The organism is Nostoc sp., assembly GCF_036917935.1.
Taxonomy (GTDB): domain Bacteria; phylum Cyanobacteriota; class Cyanobacteriia; order Cyanobacteriales; family Nostocaceae; genus Nostoc.
Genome location: NZ_JBALEL010000033.1, coordinates 161,366 through 180,593, shown reverse-complemented (window position 1 = coordinate 180,593; position 19,228 = coordinate 161,366). Strand labels below are relative to the sequence as shown.

Sequence of the window (19,228 nt, the reverse complement as noted above, 5' to 3'; positions counted from 1 at the left end):
AGAATAGACAGAACCTTCATGACCACGCAAAGGTTCAGCCAAGGACTGACCTTGCAGGTTCCACAACCGCACTGTGCCGTCACGACCGCCACTGATAATCGTCTGCCTATCGCCACTGATGGCGACACAATGAATAGAATCTTCATGACCACGCAATGATTCAGGCAAGGACTCACCTTGCCGGTTCCACAACTGCACTGTGCTGTCACGACCGCCACTGACAATCGTCTGCCCATCGCCACTGATGGCGACACAATGGATAGAATCTTCATGACCACGCAATGATTCAGCTAAGGTATTCCCTTGGCGGTTCCACAACCGCACTGTGCCGTCACGACCGCCACTGACAATTGTCTGCCCATCGCCACTGATGGCCACAGAATTAACAATACCCTCATGACCACGCAATAGTTCAGCAAAGGGAATATCTTGGCGGTTCCATAACCGCACTGTGCCGTCACGACCGCCACTGACAATTGTCTGCCCATCACTGCTGATGGCCACAGAAGTAACCCAACCCTCATGATCACGCAATGATTTAGCTAAGGGAATACCTTGCAAGTTCCACAACTGCACTATACCGTCACGACCGCCACTGACAATCGTCTGCCCATCGGCACTGATGGCTACAGAACTGACATCATCTTCATGACCACGCAAAGGTTCAGCTAAGGGAAGACCTTGGCTGTTCCACAACCGCACTGTGCCGTCACGACCGCCACTGATAATTGTCTGCCCATCACCGCTGATGGCCACAGATAAGACAAAACCCTGATGACCACGCAAAGGTTCAGCTAAGGGAAGACCTTGGCTGTTCCACAACCGCACTGTGCCGTCACGACCGCCACTGACAATCGTCTGCCCATCACTGCTGATAGCCACAGAATAGACCCCATCCTTATGATCGCGCAATGATTCAGCCAAGAACCGACCTTGCAGGTTCCAAAACCGCACTGTACCGTCAAAACCGCCACTGACAATCGTCTGCCTATCACGGCTAATGGCTACAGAACTGACAACACCTATATGACCACGCAATGGTTCAGCCAAGGGCAGACCTTGGCGGTTCGACAACCGCACTATACCGTCACTACCGCCACTGACGATCGTCTGCCCATCACTGCTAATGGCGACAGTAGTAACAGTATCCTTGTGACCACGCAAAGGTTCAGTTAAGGGAAGACCTTGGCAGTTCCACAACCGCACTGTGCCGTCACTACCGCCACTGACAATCGTCTGTCCGTCGCCGCTGATGGCCACAGAACTGACATCATTTTCATGACCACACAAAGGTTCAGTTAAGGGAAGACCTTGGCGGTTCCATAACCGCACTGTGCCGTCACGACCGCCACTGACAATCGTCTGCCCATCGCCGCTGATGGCGACAGACCTGACATAATACTCATGACCATCAAAGGGAATGGAGACTATTGCTTTATTCATCACCCGATTCAAACTGTTCTGAACTGCTGCGAGAATCTTGTCGGGTAGTCTATCCAGATTCTCACCCATAGCTTGAATTGCCAAAACTAGACTATCTAGGGGTTGGACAGTCAATAAATTCTCTACCCTGGCGGCTTTCTCTCGCAATCGTGATTCAGTCAGTGCCTTTTCTAATGTAGCAATCTGGTGCTGTTCATAAACATCACTGCATTGATAAAAATTCTTTGCTTGAGGTGATGATAAAAACTCTAGCTGTTCCCAATTTTCTCGCACCTCTGCCAGCAATCCCCCCTGCATTAAGTATTTTTCATTCTCCTCTTTGTTCACCCACTCGCGTAAAGCATCTGCTAACCTTTCGCTCAACCGCCGCAAATCTCGGTCTTGTTGTCGCCACTCCCCAAACCTCTCCCAACCCTCAATTAAGGCTTCATGGGCTAAATCAATCCAGGCTTTTCCTTGTTCATCTTTCCCAGCTACCAACAAACGTCCTTTCACTAATCCTTCATCTAGCAATTCACTTAATGCTTGCTGCTGTTTTTGGTCATTACCAGCAATGGCAAATAGTTCAGCTTTTGGTTGGCGCTGTCGGGTGTCCTTTTCTCCCTCTCCCGTCCGCACTAATCGCAGGAAAATTTGCCCAATCCAGTCCTTCTCCTGTTCATTTCGTTTTTGAGTCGGGGAATCCTGCTGATAATCTTCGTAAAGATAAACATTTTCTGCATGAAAATTCAGCGCCCCTGTCAATCCTTGGAAGTTTTCATACTGTTCTAGGGTGAGTTGATGCTTTTGTTGGTCGCGTTTTTCCCAGAGTCTAGTTAAAGCAAACTCCATCAACGGCAAGTATCCCGGTTCTTTACCAACATCTTCTAAAATTTTCAGTACTAGTCTTTCTTCAACACTATGACCTTGAAGTTTAGCTGGTTCGGTTATTGTCTCTTTTAAATCAACTCCAGTGATACGCGGCATCAACACAAGCTGATTTTCAATCAATTTGTTTAAAGACGGATAATCTGAACATGGTTCCAGAAAATCCGATCGCATGGTAATCACAACTTTCAACCGCGAATCGGTCATCTCTCCTACCTGAGTCAGCAATTCAATAAATCTCTGCTTTTGTTCAGCAACAGCAACAGTAAATAGTTCCTCAAACTGATCTACTACCAAGAAAAATTTTTCTGCACCTGTGAGATGCTCCAGAATTACAGGTAAAGGATTCGGTTCTTGAGTAATCAACTCCCAAAGCAATCTTTCTTTTTTTGCCCCTGGAAAAAATGCTTTCAGAACTCCTCTCAATTCCTGCAAAGGCTGAAATCCTGGCTTGATTGGCGGTAAAATTTGCCAGACACTATCATCTAATTCTGGAATCAAACCCGCCTGAACTACTGAAGATTTACCACTCCCAGAAGCGCCAATAATCGGAACAAAGGGCTTTTGTGCCAGTTTCTCCAGAATCTTCCTCACTACCTGCTTGCGCCCAAAGAAAAACTGTTTTTGTTCGGCTTCAAAGGCTTTTAAACCTTGGTAAGGACATTCTTCCTTTACCTCAAAGGTTTGAGCTTGTCTTTGATTTTTGTGGGTAATTAGAGTAATGGAACGCCCCCAACCCATGCGGATTGGTTCTTGACCACTGCTTTTAAGTTCTGTGGCAAGTATATCGAAAAGGCGATCGCCTGTCACTTTTCCATGATCATTAGTGTTATCTGGTGACAAACCAGCCAGCAAAGCTGTTGTAAAAATACTGTGTTGTTCGCTTTTTTTGGCGTATGCTTGTTGAAAACCTCTGCAAGCAGCAATAAAGTAGTAATCGCGCTGTGAAATAAAGGCAGTAAGAGTTTTTTCGATGAGATTGCGTTCTAAAAATTCACCGCTATGACAGCAATCTAACAGCACTACTAGACTACTCAAGTCGGAGTCTCTAATTAAATTGTTCAGGCTGAGAAGACTTATCCCGCCTGTTTGTTCAATAATTTGCTTGCTTTGAGTGACAATTGTCAAGTCAGAGGTTGCTAGATATGCTTGTTGTGTTCCTAAGCTGTCAGATACGGTGATGCCATGCCCTGTAAAGTAAATTAGGGCTTCGTTTTTAACTGCTTGTTGTTGCAAAAGTGTTTTTAAAGCTTCAGCCAACTTAGTTGTACTAACTTGCCCTTTGAGAACAGCGATATCCTCAAAATCACCATGCGCTTTTAGTACCTGTTTTACTGCTTCTGCATCCGTAGCTGGTTTTGTGAGGTTGGAAAGCTGATTTGTATAATCTGTAATGCCAACTACAAGCGCGTAACGAGCCATCTATACATATTTGAGTTGTCGGTTACAGAATAAGATAACTTAAATACACCTAAAATCTGAGGGCTTGATGTCGAACATAGAACGTTTAGTCTTTGAAGAAGACGGGGAAATCTATACAATTCTGTTCGAGTCAAAGGAAACGCCAACTGTTCCAGAAATAGTTACACCGCAGGTTGATGAAGATAAAGAATCCTACGGCTGGCGGGAAGAGGCATTTGTCAAAATTGAGGAAGTTCATCATCAAATTCGAGCTTATACCAAATATGCCATTGGCGCTTTTAAAAATTTAGGTGTAGCTGAAGTCGAAGAGGTGACTCTGAAGTTTGGTTTGAAGATAGGTGGAAAAACTGGTATCCCCTTCGTAACTGAAGGTTCGGCGGAGAGTAATTTTGAAATTGAGGTAAAGTGTAAGTTTCCTGAAAATAAGCAAAATTCCAGCACTTAAGGTTTTGCTTTACCAAAAATAAGCTTTATATCTTCAACTCTGCTGGGAATTATGGAAGCGATGTCTCCGATGGGCTACGCCTACGCCTTTGATTTATCATCATTGACCCTTGAATTTCGGATGTTGCTGTTCAAAGCACAAAGTTCCGAGTTCAAAGAGTAAGCGATCGCCTTTTACTCACCATCATTCACCCTTGAATCTCGGATGTTGCTGTTCAGAGGTCGAAGTTCCGAGTTTAGAGGTCGAACTTCCGAGTTCAAAGGTTGAAGCTTCGAGTTCAGAACTCGGAATGTCGAGCAATTTACTCCAACATCCGAGTTCTGAACCTCAACATTGCACCTTAGAAGTGCAATCACCGAGTTATTTTCTACAACGCTGCTGCTTGAGGCTTGACTTTCCGAGATTTACGGGCGAACCTTTGCCCCATTTCCTCAACTACTGTCTCTAAACCAGCGCCTTGTCCACCAGCTTTGGCATAACTATACACCTGCAACGCGGCTGCATAGGCTTCACTACCCACCGCTAAAAATGTATCATCCACCAATTCTTGGAATTGTGTCAGCGAGAGCAATACTGGATACAACGCCTCAAACAATTGTACATCCTTCCGCATTTCATCGAGGTCAAACGATCGCGGTAAAAACTCTGGGTTCTGTGCCGCCACCTCCAATGCTTTGCTGACAAAGGCGCGGCTTTTATCTCCCATTTTGGGTAAAGCTTTACGCTCCTCGTTACTTAAATCAATCAAAAATGGGAGTTTTTCTTTAATTGTAGCGATCGCTTGCAACACAGCATCTTTCTCTGATTGCGCTAGTGTTGCACTAATTGGGGCTGTGGACATAGAAATTAGTCTCCGGTATGGTTCTTAAATTTAGTGTGCCCACATATACAATTTAAATTTCCATGACACCAATAAAGATTCTAAGTTCAAAAGGTGAGCTTTGTCGTACCACTTCCCTACAGGACGCTACGCGAATGTGGAAGCAAGCTACCCGCAGCGTCTCGTAGAGAAGTGCGGGCTACGCCTACGCCTTTCACTCACCATAATTCACCCTTGGATCTCGGTTGTTGCAGTTGTGAAAACGAAATTCTGAGTTTTGAATATGAACTTCCAAGTTTTGAAGGTGAAAACTGGAGTTCTGAGCCTAAATTGTGAAGATAATAAGTCTATTTTTCGTGTTCTCCTCTCTTTACTTACTGCTTTTATAGATGCTTGCAATTGAGTGGAGTACAGACTTTCGTAGGGGCACGGCAATGCCGTGTTTTTACTTGCGTACTTTACTCCAAACATATTTATGGCAGGTTTCGCAGGCGGCTTTTGCTTCCTCTGTTTGCGGATTGGTAAAGACGGGATGGTAACGTAACCTGTCACAACAGACTTGCAACCATGCACGCCAGTCACCTCGCCACAAGCGCACTGTGCCATCTTCACCGCCACTAACAATCGTCTGCCCATCGGCGCTGATGGCGACAGAATTAACAAAACCCTCATGACCACGCAATGGTTCAGCTAAGGTCAGACCTTGCAAGTTCCACAACCGCACCGTGCCGTCAGTACCGCCACTAACAATCGTCTGTCCATCGCCGCTGATGGCGACAGAATTAACAAAACCCTCATGACCACGTAATGGTTCAGCTAAGGGCAGACCTTGCAGGTTCCACAACCGCACCGTGCCGTCAGTACCGCCACTAACAATCGTCTGCCCATCGCCGCTAATGGCGACAGAATAGACCCAACCCTCATGACCACACAATGGTTCAGCCAAGGGAAGACCTTGCAAGTTCCACAACCGCACCGTACCGTCACTACCGCCACTAACAATCGTCTGTCCATCACCGCTGTTCGCATCGCGTTGCAAAGCAATGGCCACAGAATAGACATCACCCTTATGACCACGTAATGGTTCAGCTAAGGGCAGACCTTGCAAGTTCCACAACCGCACCGTACCGTCACTACCACCACTGACAATCGTCTGCCCATCGCCGCTAATGGCGACAGAATAGACCCAACCCTCATGACCATGCAATGGTTCAGCTAAGGTCAGACCTTGCAGGTTCCGCAACCGCACCGTGCCGTCAGTACCACCACTGACAATCGTCTGTCCATTGCCGCTGTTCGCATCGCGTTGCAAAGCAAAGGCGACAGAATAGACCCAACCCTTATGACCACGCAATGGTTCAGCTAAGGGCAGACCTTGCAGGTTCCACAACCGCACCGTGCCGTCAGTACCGCCACTGACAATCGTCTGCCCATCGCCGCTGTTCGCATCGCGTTGCAAAGCAAAGGCCACAGACCTAACATTACCCTCATGACCACGCAATGGTTCAGTTAAGAGAAGACCTTGGTGATTCCACAACCGCACCGTGCCGTCAGTACCGCCACTGACAATCGTCTGCCCATCGCCAAAGCCGCTGATGGCCACAGATAAGAAAACACCCTTATGACCACGTAATGGTTCAGCTAAGGTCAGACCTTGGCGGTTCCACAACCGCACCGTGCCATCTTCACCGCCACTGACAATTGTCTGCCCATCGCCGCTGATGGCCACAGATAAGACAACACCCTTATGACCACGTAATGGTTCAGCTAAGGGAAGACCTTGGCGGTTCCACAACCGCACCGTGCCGTTTTTACCGCCACTGACAATTGTCTGCCCATCGCCGCTGATGGCCACAGAATTGACATCACCTTTATGACCAGGCAATGGTTCAACTAAGGTCAGACCTTGGCGGTTCCACAACCGCACCGTGCCGTCTTCACCGCCACTAACAATCGTCTGCCCATCGCCGCTGATGGCCACAGAATTGACATTACCTTTATGACCACGCAATGGTTCAGCTAAAGGAAGACCTTGGCGGTTCCACAACCTCACTGTGCCGTCATTACCGCCACTAACAATTGTCTGCCCATCGCCGCTGATGGCGACGACAGAGAAGATAAGACCTTTATGACCACGCAATGGTTCAGCTAAGGTCAGACCTTGCAGGTTCCACAACCGCACCGTGCCGTCATCACCGCCACTGACAATCGTCTGCCCATCAGCGCTGATGGCCACAGAATTGACAAAACCCTCATGACCACGCAATGGTTCAGCTAAGGGCAGACCTTGCAGGTTCCACAACCGCACCGTGCCGTCAGTACCGCCACTGACAATTGTCTGCCCATCGCCGCTGATGGCGACAGAATGAACATAACCCTCATGACCACGGAAGGGAATCGAGACTCTTGCTTTATTCACCACCCGACTTAAACTGTTCTGAACTGGTGCAAGAATCTGCTGAGGTAGTTTCTCTTGATTCTCACCCATAGCTTGAATTGCCAAAACTAGACTATCTAGGGGTTGCAAGAGCAATAAATTCTCTACTCTAGCCGCTTTCTCCCGCAACTGAGATTCAGTAAGCGCCCTTTCCAGATCGGCAATACGGTCTTTTTTATCAGCATCGCTGCGCTGGTAAAAACCTTCATCTTGTTGGGGTAATTGCAAATGGGGCTGGAATTGTTGCCAGCTATCCCTCACTTGAGACAGCAATCCCTTTTGCATTAAATATTTGTCATCTGGCCTTTCGTTCAACCATTCTCGCCGGGTATTTTCTAATGTATCACTCAACGGCCGCAAGTCTCGGTCTTGTTGTCGCCACTGGGCAAACTGCTGCCAACTTTCAATTAAAGCTTCATCGGCTAAATCAATCCAGGCTTCTCCTTCTTCATCTTTCCCAGTAACTAATAAGCGTCCCTTAACCAATCCCGCTTCACCATCTAGTAATTCACTGAGTTGTTGCTGTTGATTGGCATCATCACCTGCAATATTTAAGAGTGTGGCTTTTGGTTGGCGCTGTCGGCTATCCTTTTTTGCCTCTCCCGTTCGCACTAACCGCAGAAAAATCTGCTTAATCCATTCTTTTTCCTGCTGACTGCGTTCTTGGGTTGGGGATTCTTTCTGATAATCTTGGTAGTGATAAACATTTTCTGCATGGAGATTTAACACTCCAGTTAATCCTCCCAACTTCTCATACTCTTCTAGGGTGAGTTGCTGTTTCTTTTGATCGCGTTTCTCCCAGAGTTTAGTTAAGGCAAACTCCAACAAAGGCATACTCCCTGGTTTTTGTTTAACATTTGGGAGAATTTTTAATGGTAGGGCTTTTTCAACACTATGACTCTGAAGCTTGGTAGGTTCGGTGATTGTCTCTTTTAAATCAACTCCAGTTAAAGGCGGCATAAAAACTGTCTGGGTTTGAATCAGGTGAGTCAGAGAGGGATAATCTAAACAGGGTTCAAGAAAATCTGCTCGCATAGTAATTACAACTGCTAACCGCGAATCATGAATCTCTACTACCTGAGTCAATAGTTCAATGAATGTCTGCCGTTCTTGCTCTTCTACACAAACTGTAAATACTTTTTCAAACTGATTTACCACCAGCAAAAATTTTTCTCTGCCAGGAAGATTTCCGACATCATTAGTAAGTTTAGTCAGGCTGCCTAAACTGTTGTCATAGTGAGCAATTTCAACGACAAGGGCGTATTGTGTCATCTTGTTTTGTTAAAACTATTGGGTAAATATCCTATGTCTACTAAATTACCCAAATAAACAAGTAATTTCCTCAGTATAGTTAACAACTCTAGATTCAAAATTTTAGCAGCAGTTGAGCAACACGCGGTAGAAGCACAACATGAAAGTCTTGGTAACTGGGATAACCTCTATACCTTACAGTCCGCTAGTAATCAGCGATGTCTCCGACGCATCCAGCAGTTTTTGCTAAGATAGGACTTACGCAAAGGTAACGGAAAACGTAGACGCATTGGCGAAGCCTCTCGCAGAGAAGCGGCTTGCCGCCGGCTAGCTACCACAGAGGACGCAGAGGTCACGGAGTAATGAGAGTTTGAGAGGTGTTTTTGCGTAAGTCCTATAAGACTCTGCATCTAATGGCACTAAGAAAAGGCGAAAGGCTTGTGTCACCTCGTTCCCAGTCTTCAGACTGGGAATGTATTCCAAGAGGCTCTGCCTCTGGTCAAGCCACTGGAGGCGGAGCCTCCGAGAATGGTTTCCCAGCCTCCAGGCTCTTAACCAGTTAAGGCAAAGCTTATAGCTTTTCTTAGTGCCATTCGACTCTGCATCCTAAAGCACAAGTTCGGCTTTGCGATTAACTGTTAGCACTAGGGGTTTTCCTGTCTGCTTCATCGGCTGTAGGAATTCCCAGGTATTGCGCTTAAACCTAGAGAGTGAATGGCGTTCACTTTTGTCAAATATCCCTAGCCTATACAGACAAAACCCACGCAGGTGGGTTTCAAATTCCTTCGCGTTTTAGTTGAGAAAAATCGCACATCGCGCTAGTCTTCATTGACGTAACTGCACGCTGTAACATCAGGTGATGACAAATCAACTCTCCTCGAAAATTCCCTCTTGTACTTGGAGCCGTCCCATCGGCTTGGGCTGGGACAAACCTTATACCGTTCGCTACGCAAGTAATATCGATGATGGCCCTTGGCATGGTATGCCTTTGGGCGGCTTTGGTGCAGGTTGCATCGGTCGTTCTTCACGGGGAGATTTTAACCTGTGGCACATCGACGGTGGTGAGCATACCTTCAAAAACGTTCCCGCTTGTCAATTCAGTGTGTTTGAATCCAATGGCACATCTACCCAAGCCTACGCTTTATCTACCCAAGCGCCCGATGATGGCACTCTCAAGGCTTGGCAATGGTATCCGACAACTGCCGGCACAGAGGGAACAGGTAATTATCACGCACTATATCCACGTAGCTGGTTTGTGTATGAAAATGTCTTTCAAGCACAGTTGACGTGTGAACAGTTTTCCCCAGTCTGGGCTGGCAATTATCAAGAAACTAGTTACCCTGTGGCAATATTCCTCTGGAATGCTCATAATCCCACAGATGCACCGATGACTCTGGGCATTATGCTCACTTGGCAAAATATGGTGGGCTGGTTTACAAACTCTCTCAAATCTCCCGAAGTGCGGGTGCGCGATGATGGTAGTCCGGTTTACGAATACCAACCGCGCTGGAGTGAAAGTCAAGGAAACTATAACCAGATAGTTGAAAATATACAACAGTTTGGCTGTTTTTTAGGTCGGGTTGGTAGTGATGAACCTTTGCAAGAAGGCGATGGAACTTGGTGTATTGCCACGCTGAAGCATCCCCAAGTAGAGGTATTCCACCACAGCCAATGGAATCCTGAAGGGACGGGTGAGGAAGTGTGGGAAAGCTTTGCTAAAGATGGTTCTTTGCCCAATTATGTTGATACGACTCCAACAACAGAGAATACACAATTAGGGGCTGCCATCGCACTTCGTTTCACTCTCCAACCAGGCGAAACTCTTGAAATCCCCTTTGTCCTCGCTTGGGATTTACCGATCACAGAATTTGCGGCTGGAGTTAACTATTACCGCAGATATACAGATTTTTTTGGTAAAAATGGAAACAACGCCTGGGCGATCGCATCTACTGCGTTACAAGAATATCAAAGTTGGCGATCGCAAATTCAAAGTTGGCAAAAACCCATTCTCGACCGGGAAGATTTACCCAACTGGTTTAAAATGGCTCTATTTAATGAGCTTTATGACCTCACCAGCGGCGGTACTCTCTGGAGTGCTGCATCAGAACTTGACCCCATCGGTCAGTTTGCGGTGCTAGAGTGCTTAGATTACCGTTGGTATGAAAGTCTAGATGTGCGGTTGTATGGCTCTTTTGCCCTGCTGATGCTGTTTCCAGAATTAGAAAAGTCGGTGATGCGGGCATTTGCACGGGCGATTCCTGAAGGTGATGATACTCCCCGAATCATTGGCTATTATATGACAATTAAGGCAGAAAGCCCGATTGCAGTTCGCAAAGTTGCAGGTGCAACACCCCACGATTTAGGCGCACCAAATGAACACGTTTGGCAGAAAACCAACTACACCAGCTATCAAGACTGCAATTTATGGAAAGATTTGGGTAGTGATTTTGTCTTGCAAGTATACCGTGATTTTCTGCTTACGGGTGCTGACGATGTGGAATTCTTGGCAGATTGTTGGAATGCGATCGTTCAAACCCTCGACTACCTGAAAACCTTTGACCTTGATGGCGATGGGATTCCGGAAAATTCTGGTGCGCCTGACCAAACTTTTGATGATTGGCGGTTACAAGGTGTCAGCGCCTATTGTGGGGGGTTGTGGTTGGCGGCGTTAGAAGCTGCGATCGCAATCAGCGATATTTTATTAACTTACCATACAGGTAATACAACAGAATTGGCGGCGCAAAAATCCATCTATGAAGCTTGGTTAAAACAATCTCGCCCTATCTACGACGAAAAACTCTGGAATGGGGAATATTACCAACTTGATAGTGAAAGTGGTTCCGATGTGGTAATGGCAGATCAATTGTGCGGACAATTCTACGCCCGTCTGCTGGACTTACCTGATATTGTACCGAGCGATCGCGCCCTTTCTGCCCTGAAAACTGTTTATGATGCTTGCTTTTTGAAATTCTGCAATGGTGAGTTTGGTGCTGCTAATGGTGTTCGTCGTGATGGTTCACCAGAAAATCCCCAAGCTACTCATCCCTTAGAAGTTTGGACGGGGATAAACTTTGGATTGGCAGCTTTTCTCGTGCAGATGGGAATGAAGGATGAAGCGTTGAGGTTGACGCAAGCTGTGGTGCAGCAAATTTATGACAATGGTCTGCAATTTCGCACGCCGGAAGCTATCACCGCGACTAGTACTTTTCGTGCTAGCACTTACCTGCGACCAATGGCGATTTGGGGAATTTACTTAGTTATTAATTGATTGGCTATCAAAGCGGTTCTCGTTTGAATGCAACACACGTAGGGGCGTCATACATCTGTGGATTGGTGTCAATTTCAGATGGAATCTTCCGAGTGTATGAGTTTTACCCTCAGCCCCAGCCCCTCTCCCAATATTGGGAGAAGGGCTGGGGCTGAGGGCATTACTACCTGAAGTTGACACATCTGTGCGCCCCTACGAACGGTCGTATTCCACATATAGTATGTGCGTTACCCAATTTAGCCCGTCTTGATCTGAGAAAGCAGAGTTTAGATTTGTGATTTTATTTTCCGAGTGTTTCCGGAAGCGAAGGAAAATTTCAGTAATGGTAAGAGTTGAAGGATTGAGAATTTAAGACTACTGTTTCAAAAAATGCAAATATTACTAGCTTTAGCTATAAATATTGCTAGTACTTCCCAGACTACGTTCACAATCAAAAGCTAGGTTATGACGTGCCTTATTCCTTTACTCAACAGCAAAGTTTATCAGTTTGTGGCGCTGCGTGTTTGGCAATGATTAGCCAATAATGGGGCATACGCTTAAACACTCTAGAGTTTACGTAACTTAGCGCTAGTAGACCGCGCAGGTGCATCTTTCCAGCCTTTAGCAGAAGCAGCCCAAACTTCGGGATATGAAGCGCTATCAGTGAGGGCGAGTCTTAGTAAGCTGGACTCATATTATAACCCGTGGATAGCTAATTGGCAAGAAATTCATTGTGTAGTTGTCTGGAGAGATAAAGGCGATCGCATCTTGATTTCTGATCTTTTACCACTATTTAGCCTAACTACTACTGCATTTATAATCTCAATTTTATAAATCTGTTAGATATTAATACATATAAAAATTACTGCTGAATCAACTTAATAATCTTCTGTGTTAATTAGTTTAGGACTTACGCACAAGTTACGGAATAACGAACCACAGAGGCGCAGAGGGCACAGAGAAATCAGAGTTTGAGAGATATTTTGCGTAAGTCCTATAGTTTTATCTCTATTCTTAAATTATCTAATATTATCCAGACTTAGCTTGCTACAACTTTTGGAATAAAAGCATCCATTCACGAGTGTTTTACTTGACTCAGGTAACGCTCATTAAAACTATCTATATATATTATCGCTAACCAGTAATTTTATTTCACAACTGGGCTATTTATAATTACTTGCTGATAATTAGGAAATATTCATGAGCGCTTTACAGCGATTTTATTTAGATACGCTAAAGTCGTATTTTTTTGAAAATCAAAAAATACAAGGTTAATAAGTAACATTAGCTAATTGAACTTATTGAAAAAATATGTTCAATCCTCTGGCTGCGAACGTTTTTTATTCTCTATCTTCTACTATTTTTATAAGTTGTTTTACATTCTAGTTAATGGTACTATTTTCTAGTGACTCGACAATAATAAAGGTTTTAAAATGATATCGGGTGAGGGGTAAGACCCCTCAAGAATGAGTAAAGAGGGACAAAACTAAAAGTTGCACAATGCACAAGTAAGTATCGGAATAGATTCAGTAAATTTGACCTATAAATCTGCTAATTTAGTAGATGACATTAACGACGAAAAATAGTATAAATACGAAGAGTGTTGTTAACGCTCAAAGATAAATAAATTTTCTCTCCTAGTCTAAAAGAATATGCAAATTTCCCGGAAAATGCCTAATTCAACAGTAGTAAGAAATACAAGCCTGTGAACAAAGAAAATTTATTCAATTATGGATTTTTATCCCTCGTAAACATCCAACATCGTTCCATTGCTGAGAATTTCGCAGAAGCAATTCAACAGCTACAAAAAGGCTAGTGCAGTCTGTACACCTCAATTGAAACACCAACGATTGCAGGAAAATAGTTTACTTCATCCAAGATAACTAAACACTATGATGAATCAAGACATTGCTGGTATTAGTAGTAACTTAGATAAGACAGTGAAAGCTCAACAATTTGACAAAGTAGTTGAAGCAATTCTTGCTGGAAAGTATTCCTGGGCATGTGTTTTAATGCTGCGATTTGGTGGTTATAATCCTCTCCATTACATTCCATATCGCACCTACAATCGATTGCTCAAAGAAAACTCTCAAGCCGATAGGACAAAACAACAGCAAAGTGAAAATCTAAAAATGCTGAAACATGCTCATGATTCCCAGTCTGATAATAATGTGCCATCAAGCTGCTTAAGCAAAATTAAAGACCTCACTTATCTAGAAGTACTTAGAAAGCAAAAAGCAGAAATTCGTGGTGGTAGTTTAGACCAGAGATTGACACAACAAATGAACGAACATCAATCAGGCAAATCGCCATTAAAACCAGAAAATGCTCAAGACATTTCCTTGAAATCCTGTGGATTCAATTAAAAACTATTTTGAATCAATAGATTCTGCCCTAGAGTTAATTGAGTGTCTGAAAACCTGCTATGCTAATTTAAAATTTATGGCATGGCAGGTTTTCTATAGCAGTCATTAATTTGATAATTTTTTACAAAAATCTGCCAAATTGGCAAATATATACTGACTACATTGGTAAACTAATAACAACTACAACTTAAACCAACATAGAGGTGATTGGCAAGCAAGTTAATTTAAAAAAATAAAATCAATGATTATAGCGGTTCTCGCTTAAGTGAGGTACAAGAACCCCACCCCCAACCCCCTCCCCGCTCTTCGAGAGGGGACTATGATGTACCTCATGTGATTAGGAAACGCTATAGTTCTGACTATGAAATAAATCAAACTGATTACAAAAGTAGTCAACATTTCATGGAGTAAATAACTCCTAGACCAAGACCGAATAGCACTAAGAAAAGCCCAAAGGCTTGTGTCGCCTCGTTCCCAGTCTTAAGACTGGGAATGTATTCCGAGAGGCTCTGCCTCTCGTCAAGAAAGAGGAGGCAGCAGCCCTCCCAGGATGGGTTCCCAGCCTCTAGGCTGGGAACCAGTTAGGGCAAGGGCTGTATCTTAACTTAGTGCCATTCGACCAAGACCGATGATCCAACCGTTGCGACTGGTGGTTCTTTTTCTGAGGAAGTCTGAGCAAAGAAAATTTGGTGAGGTGGATTCCCCCAATCCAAATTTTATACAACTTTCACCGACTGCAGACGATGCGAGTAATGTTTATAAAACTTCCTTCCCTGTGGTTGGTGTTGCTTTAGTTAATAAAGCAAACGCTTAACATCAATCCCAGGAACAGAAATAGAAAAGTTACGGTGAAATTGTTGTCCTGGCTGGTAGAACTAGTAGCTGATACGCTTCTCTTTCGACTATTGTAATCCTAGTCCTCCCAACCTGGATTATCTTTGGTTTCTAAACTTTCAATTTATATAGCAACTACTGGAAGTTCAAAACTTGAATAGCTTCCAGTTTTTTATCTGTATATAAAAATCAGGTGGGCAAATTGCCTACCTGATTTTTTGTGGAGAATAGACATAGGAGTGAAATTAATCCAGAACCCTTGTAGAAACGTAGCACTACTACGTCTTTACATTCTTTTTCACTCCTATGTTTAATGGTTAATTCAAAAATGAATTAAACCTTGGCTAATTCTGGAGTAGGACTCTTACTGTTACGAATTGCTGTAATAGCCTCAGCATAATCTTTAGCGTTAAACACAGCTGAACCGGCGACGATCGCATTGGCTCCCGCTTCCAAAACTTGCCAGGTATTATTTGCCTTCAGTCCCCCATCCACTTCAATCCAGGGGTCAAGACCACGTTCATCACACATTTGACGCAGCTTGCGAATTTTGGGTAATACACCAGGGATAAAGCTTTGACCACCAAAACCAGGGTTGACGCTCATAATCAGTACTAAATCGCACAAATCTAGAACATATTCAATTAGCTCTAGAGGGGTGCCAGGATTAAGTACAACTCCAGCTTTCTTACCAAGCTCTTTAATTTGCCCCAAAGTGCGGTGCAGGTGTGGGGAAGCATTATGCTCGCAGTGTACGGAGATAATATCAGCACCCGCCTTAGCAAATCCCTCTACATACTTTTCTGGCTCCACAATCATCAAATGGACATCCAGTGGCTTGGTTGTAATCGGACGAATCGCCTCCACAATCAGAGGGCCTATCGTAATATTAGGTACAAAACGACCATCCATTACATCAACATGAATCCAATCTGCTCCGGCCGCATCTATGGCACGAATTTCGTCACCCAGACGACTAAAATCGGCTGATAGTATAGATGGAGAAATTACAATGGGTTTTTGAGATAGGTTTTGGGTCATGGCTAGTGGCTTTTTAAGCGTCCTCGTCTGTACGCATTGTAACAAAACATTGAGCAAGACTCATAATTTGAAATTTGGGATTTTAGATTTGGGATTTTTCCTTTAATCCCAAATCCCAAATTCAAAATCTAAAATTGAATGACCAATGACTAATAACTAATGACTAAAAAACTAACCTGGATAATTTGGGGATTAAGTGCTTCTTGTCTGAGTGTGCCGGTAATTGCTTCAGCTTTAGAATCTGCACTAGGAACTAACGGTATTGATGCTCTGAAGCTACACCAAGCTCCTTATAATTTGATCGGTCGTAAGATTGCTATTGGTCAAGTGGAAATTGGTCGGCCGGGAATGTTTGGGTGGGATAAGGCGGTTTCTAAAAATCGTGCCATCTCTTTAGCGGCAGTTTTTTTACGCAATGGGCCAGCTAAATCTAATACTGGTGTTGACTCTCACGCCTACAATGTCGCTGGTGTGATGGTGAGTCAAGACAAAGCCTTGCCAGGAATTGCTCCGGGAGCGCGATTGTATTCATCGGCAGTGGGTTCCACTAAAAACATGGGTCAGCCAGAAGAGTGCTTATCGGCACAGCACGTAGCCCTACAAAATGGTGGCGATGTCCGGGCGATTAACTTTAGCTTTGGTGAACCTCTGAGCCGCGATCCTCGGCCGGATGCGACTTTAGACGGCAATGCTTTACTAACTTTATGTGTTGACTGGTCTAGTCGCGTTCATGATGTTTTGTATGCGATCGCAGGCAACCAGGGTAAGGGTGGTATTCCCATTCCTACAGACAATTTTAACGGAGTGAACGTGGCTTTTTCATCCCGTCGAGGGGGAATTTTTAACAAAGTAGACGTGGCTAATCTGGCAGGTGCTAACCAAGGAGTGAGTGAAAGGCTCGCTGGAAGGGAATTTGATCTTGGTGGGCGTCGCGCTATTAGTTTAGTTGCTCCTGGGAATAATATTCCCTTGCTCAATCCAGATGGCAAATGGAACAAGGTTACAGGTACGAGTTTTGCAGCGCCTCAAGTTACAGCTACTGTTGCTCTGTTGCAGGAATTTGCTGACCGACAGATGCGGACAAAACAACCCCACTGGAGCATTGATTCTCGTCGTCATCAAGTAATGAAAGCTGTATTGCTGAATTCAGCAGACAAAATCCTAGATAGCGGCGATGGTTTGCTGTTGGGAATGAGCCGGACACTAATTGATAAACAAAATCAAAACTGGCTAGATTCTGATGCTTATAAAGATCCAAAGATTCCCTTGGATGCCCAAATGGGAGCGGGTCATTTGAACGCATTTCGCGCTTATCAGCAGTTTAGTGCTGGTCAATGGCAGACATCAGCTGCTGTGCCAGCTATTGGTTGGGATTATCGCACTGTCAATGTTGGAGCATCTGTTGACTATATATTAGCAAAACCGTTAAAGCAAGGGAGTTTTGTTGCTGTCACTCTGAGTTGGGATCGATTGGTAGAACTCAACGATAAAAATAAAAACCAGCAATATGATGTAGGGGAAAATTTTCGCGATCGCGGCTTGAATAATCTCGACCTATACTTAGTAAAAGCTGATGCTCAAAATTCAGATACTGGTGCTGTTTGCTCTTCAATCAGCCAAATCGATAGTGTAGAACATATTTTCTGCCCCGTTGCTGCTACTGGCAATTACAAAATCCGTGTTCAGTTTCGTCAAAAGCTCAATGAAGCTACTCAACCCTATAGTTTAGCTTGGTGGAGTGTACCTATTAATTGAAATACGGTAGCACAAGTATCTGTGTAAAATTACAGCGTGTTTTCATTTATTTGAACCAGAATCCCCTATGGGGCGCATAGCAGAGCCGTGTGTCCGAATTAGGACTTACGCACTGTACAAATGCATCGTGATGTGGATTAACTAAAATAGGTTATTTCAGGCTTTTCTTAATTAATCCTGCGATCGTAAATAGACCATGCTGTAGGGGCACAGCAATGCTGTGCCCTTAGAGGATGTTTTAAAAGTATTTGGCTGTGATTTTAGGCACTTTATCGGGGGATTTAGGGGGATCTAAAATGTTTTGATACCGACAAGAGGACTTTTCAAACAACCTCTTACAAAAGATGTGGTTTTTAAACTTATTCATATTTAGTATTTCTTGTCAATGCGTAAGTCCTAAATTAAACCCAAGCCGTAAAAATACTTTGTTAAAACTTGACTATTGGCATCATACTATTGCAGAACTTTCGCATTACCCTTTCGAGCAGATAATTCTTTTCCTGAGCTTACCCTACGCTCATATCTATACCTGTAAACTCCAGTTATGTACGCAAAAACCCATGATTTTTTGTTCGGGATTGTCTTCTAAAGATTCTTCTGCACCATAGAAGGCAATACCTTTAACTGAAGATGATTCAGAAGGATAATTTAATTCATCCCCACTATCATAGTCAAGTTCAAAATGCTCTCTTAAATCCGAAAGCCTAGTGCCAATTTCAAATTTGTCTAAAAATTTTCCTTTATAGCCCTCAAAAACAAAAATCACGAAGAGAATATCATCTGAATTGAATTCAAGAAGTACAATCCTGTCTTTATAATAGAAAACTTTATGTCCATCTAACTTCTCAGAATCTGAGGAGATTTTTTGACAAATCCAGCCATCCGACTTAGATAAAGCTTCGTTGATATTAATTGATTCCAAGCTTTTTTCTCTCTTTTTTCTTTCTTCTTGGAGATTGATAACCAGATTAGGTTCGCTAAGATCAGGTATTGATGAAAGATGTTGTCCAATACTAAATCCTGCTGCGGAAACTCCAGGGATAATTTCAGCCCACAAATCAAGTCTGTCCATTAATTTGTCTCCTCTCCAATAACTTTAAATTCTTTACCAATTTATTTTGAGGCAATTAGAACTCACTTTTTTAACGCAATTCGAGCTTTTACACAATTAGAATTAATCCGGGTAGAAGAGTTAATTGAAAATTGGTATGAACTCCAAAGAAATTTATCTCTTCAAGTAGCTCGTGACTTTATTTTAGAACACCTATCACAGAAGTTGGAATTGACCGCATAATATCAT

10 protein-coding genes and 3 pseudogenes are annotated in these 19,228 nt (G+C 43.9%); 7 read left to right on the top strand and 6 right to left on the bottom strand.

Translation table 11 applies throughout. From position 1 onward, the window contains the following. Positions 1–3,732 (bottom strand): nSTAND1 domain-containing NTPase (locus tag V7K62_RS14480; protein ID WP_334865028.1); only part of this gene is annotated, 3,732 nt, incomplete at its 3' end. 67 nt (positions 3,733–3,799) lie between these two features. Here V7K62_RS14480 and V7K62_RS14475 point away from each other — a divergent pair. Next, positions 3,800–4,177 carry a CU044_2847 family protein gene (locus tag V7K62_RS14475; protein WP_334865026.1) on the top strand — a complete coding sequence of 126 codons (378 nt, stop codon included), beginning with the start codon at positions 3,800–3,802 and terminating at the stop codon, positions 4,175–4,177. Positions 4,178–4,544: 367 nt separating this feature from the next. Here the strand turns inward: V7K62_RS14475 and V7K62_RS14470 are convergent, their stop codons facing one another. Further along, complete coding sequence (locus tag V7K62_RS14470; RefSeq protein WP_334865024.1) at positions 4,545–5,018, bottom strand: hypothetical protein; 474 nt, start codon at positions 5,016–5,018, stop codon at positions 4,545–4,547. 93 nt (positions 5,019–5,111) lie between these two features. Here V7K62_RS14470 and V7K62_RS14465 point away from each other — a divergent pair, with 93 nt between their 5' ends. Next, the gene (locus tag V7K62_RS14465) at positions 5,112–5,333 is read left to right on the top strand and encodes a hypothetical protein (RefSeq protein WP_334865022.1); all 222 of its coding nucleotides are present in this window, start codon (positions 5,112–5,114) and stop codon (positions 5,331–5,333) included. A 109-nt stretch (positions 5,334–5,442) separates the two neighbouring features. Here V7K62_RS14465 and V7K62_RS14460 read toward each other — a convergent pair whose 3' ends face one another. Further along, entirely contained in the window at positions 5,443–8,706 is a 3,264-nt protein-coding gene (locus V7K62_RS14460; RefSeq protein ID WP_334865020.1) for an nSTAND1 domain-containing NTPase, read from the bottom strand. A 588-nt stretch (positions 8,707–9,294) separates the two neighbouring features. Then, positions 9,295–9,423: pseudogene (locus V7K62_RS14455) on the bottom strand (type II toxin-antitoxin system Phd/YefM family antitoxin); the annotation flags it as partial. A gap of 121 nt (positions 9,424–9,544) precedes the next feature. Here V7K62_RS14455 and V7K62_RS14450 point away from each other — a divergent pair. From V7K62_RS14450 to V7K62_RS14440, 3 genes and pseudogenes are all read left to right on the top strand, one after another. Further along, positions 9,545–11,953 carry a GH116 family glycosyl hydrolase gene (locus V7K62_RS14450; RefSeq protein WP_334865018.1) on the top strand — a complete coding sequence of 803 codons (2,409 nt, stop codon included), beginning with the start codon at positions 9,545–9,547 and terminating at the stop codon, positions 11,951–11,953. A 455-nt stretch (positions 11,954–12,408) separates the two neighbouring features. After that, a pseudogene (locus tag V7K62_RS14445) lies at positions 12,409–12,712 on the top strand (cysteine peptidase family C39 domain-containing protein); the annotation flags it as partial. A gap of 1,115 nt (positions 12,713–13,827) precedes the next feature. After that, the gene (locus V7K62_RS14440) at positions 13,828–14,298 is read left to right on the top strand and encodes a HetP family heterocyst commitment protein (protein ID WP_334865035.1); all 471 of its coding nucleotides are present in this window, start codon (positions 13,828–13,830) and stop codon (positions 14,296–14,298) included. A gap of 1,167 nt (positions 14,299–15,465) precedes the next feature. Here the strand turns inward: V7K62_RS14440 and rpe are convergent. Beyond that, entirely contained in the window at positions 15,466–16,173 is a 708-nt protein-coding gene (rpe, locus tag V7K62_RS14435) for a ribulose-phosphate 3-epimerase (protein ID WP_334865016.1), read from the bottom strand. 159 nt (positions 16,174–16,332) lie between these two features. On the opposite strand from rpe, the gene V7K62_RS14430 reads away from it, so the two are divergent. After that, positions 16,333–17,928, top strand: a complete 1,596-nt coding sequence (locus tag V7K62_RS14430) for a S8 family serine peptidase (RefSeq protein WP_334865014.1) — start codon at positions 16,333–16,335, stop codon at positions 17,926–17,928. Positions 17,929–18,451: 523 nt separating this feature from the next. Here the strand turns inward: V7K62_RS14430 and V7K62_RS14425 are convergent. After that, positions 18,452–19,000 carry a hypothetical protein gene (locus V7K62_RS14425; RefSeq protein WP_334865013.1) on the bottom strand — a complete coding sequence of 183 codons (549 nt, stop codon included), beginning with the start codon at positions 18,998–19,000 and terminating at the stop codon, positions 18,452–18,454. 48 nt (positions 19,001–19,048) lie between these two features. Between V7K62_RS14425 and V7K62_RS31560 the strand changes: the two are divergent. After that, positions 19,049–19,222 (top strand): annotated as a pseudogene (locus tag V7K62_RS31560) (IS701 family transposase); the annotation flags it as partial. Positions 19,223–19,228: the final 6 nt, after the last annotated feature.

Excerpts from the sequence above, each read along its gene's own strand:
- V7K62_RS14450 (WP_334865018.1), top strand. The coding sequence starts at position 9,545 with ATGACAAATCAACTCTCCTCGAAAATTCCCTCTTGTACTTGGAGCCGT.
- V7K62_RS14460 (WP_334865020.1), bottom strand. The coding sequence starts at position 8,706 with ATGACACAATACGCCCTTGTCGTTGAAATTGCTCACTATGACAACAGT.
- V7K62_RS14425 (WP_334865013.1), bottom strand. The coding sequence starts at position 19,000 with ATGGACAGACTTGATTTGTGGGCTGAAATTATCCCTGGAGTTTCCGCA.
- V7K62_RS14470 (WP_334865024.1), bottom strand. The coding sequence starts at position 5,018 with ATGTCCACAGCCCCAATTAGTGCAACACTAGCGCAATCAGAGAAAGAT.
- V7K62_RS14440 (WP_334865035.1), top strand. The coding sequence starts at position 13,828 with ATGAATCAAGACATTGCTGGTATTAGTAGTAACTTAGATAAGACAGTG.
- V7K62_RS14430 (WP_334865014.1), top strand. The coding sequence starts at position 16,333 with ATGACTAAAAAACTAACCTGGATAATTTGGGGATTAAGTGCTTCTTGT.
- rpe (WP_334865016.1), bottom strand. The coding sequence starts at position 16,173 with ATGACCCAAAACCTATCTCAAAAACCCATTGTAATTTCTCCATCTATA.
- V7K62_RS14475 (WP_334865026.1), top strand. The coding sequence starts at position 3,800 with ATGTCGAACATAGAACGTTTAGTCTTTGAAGAAGACGGGGAAATCTAT.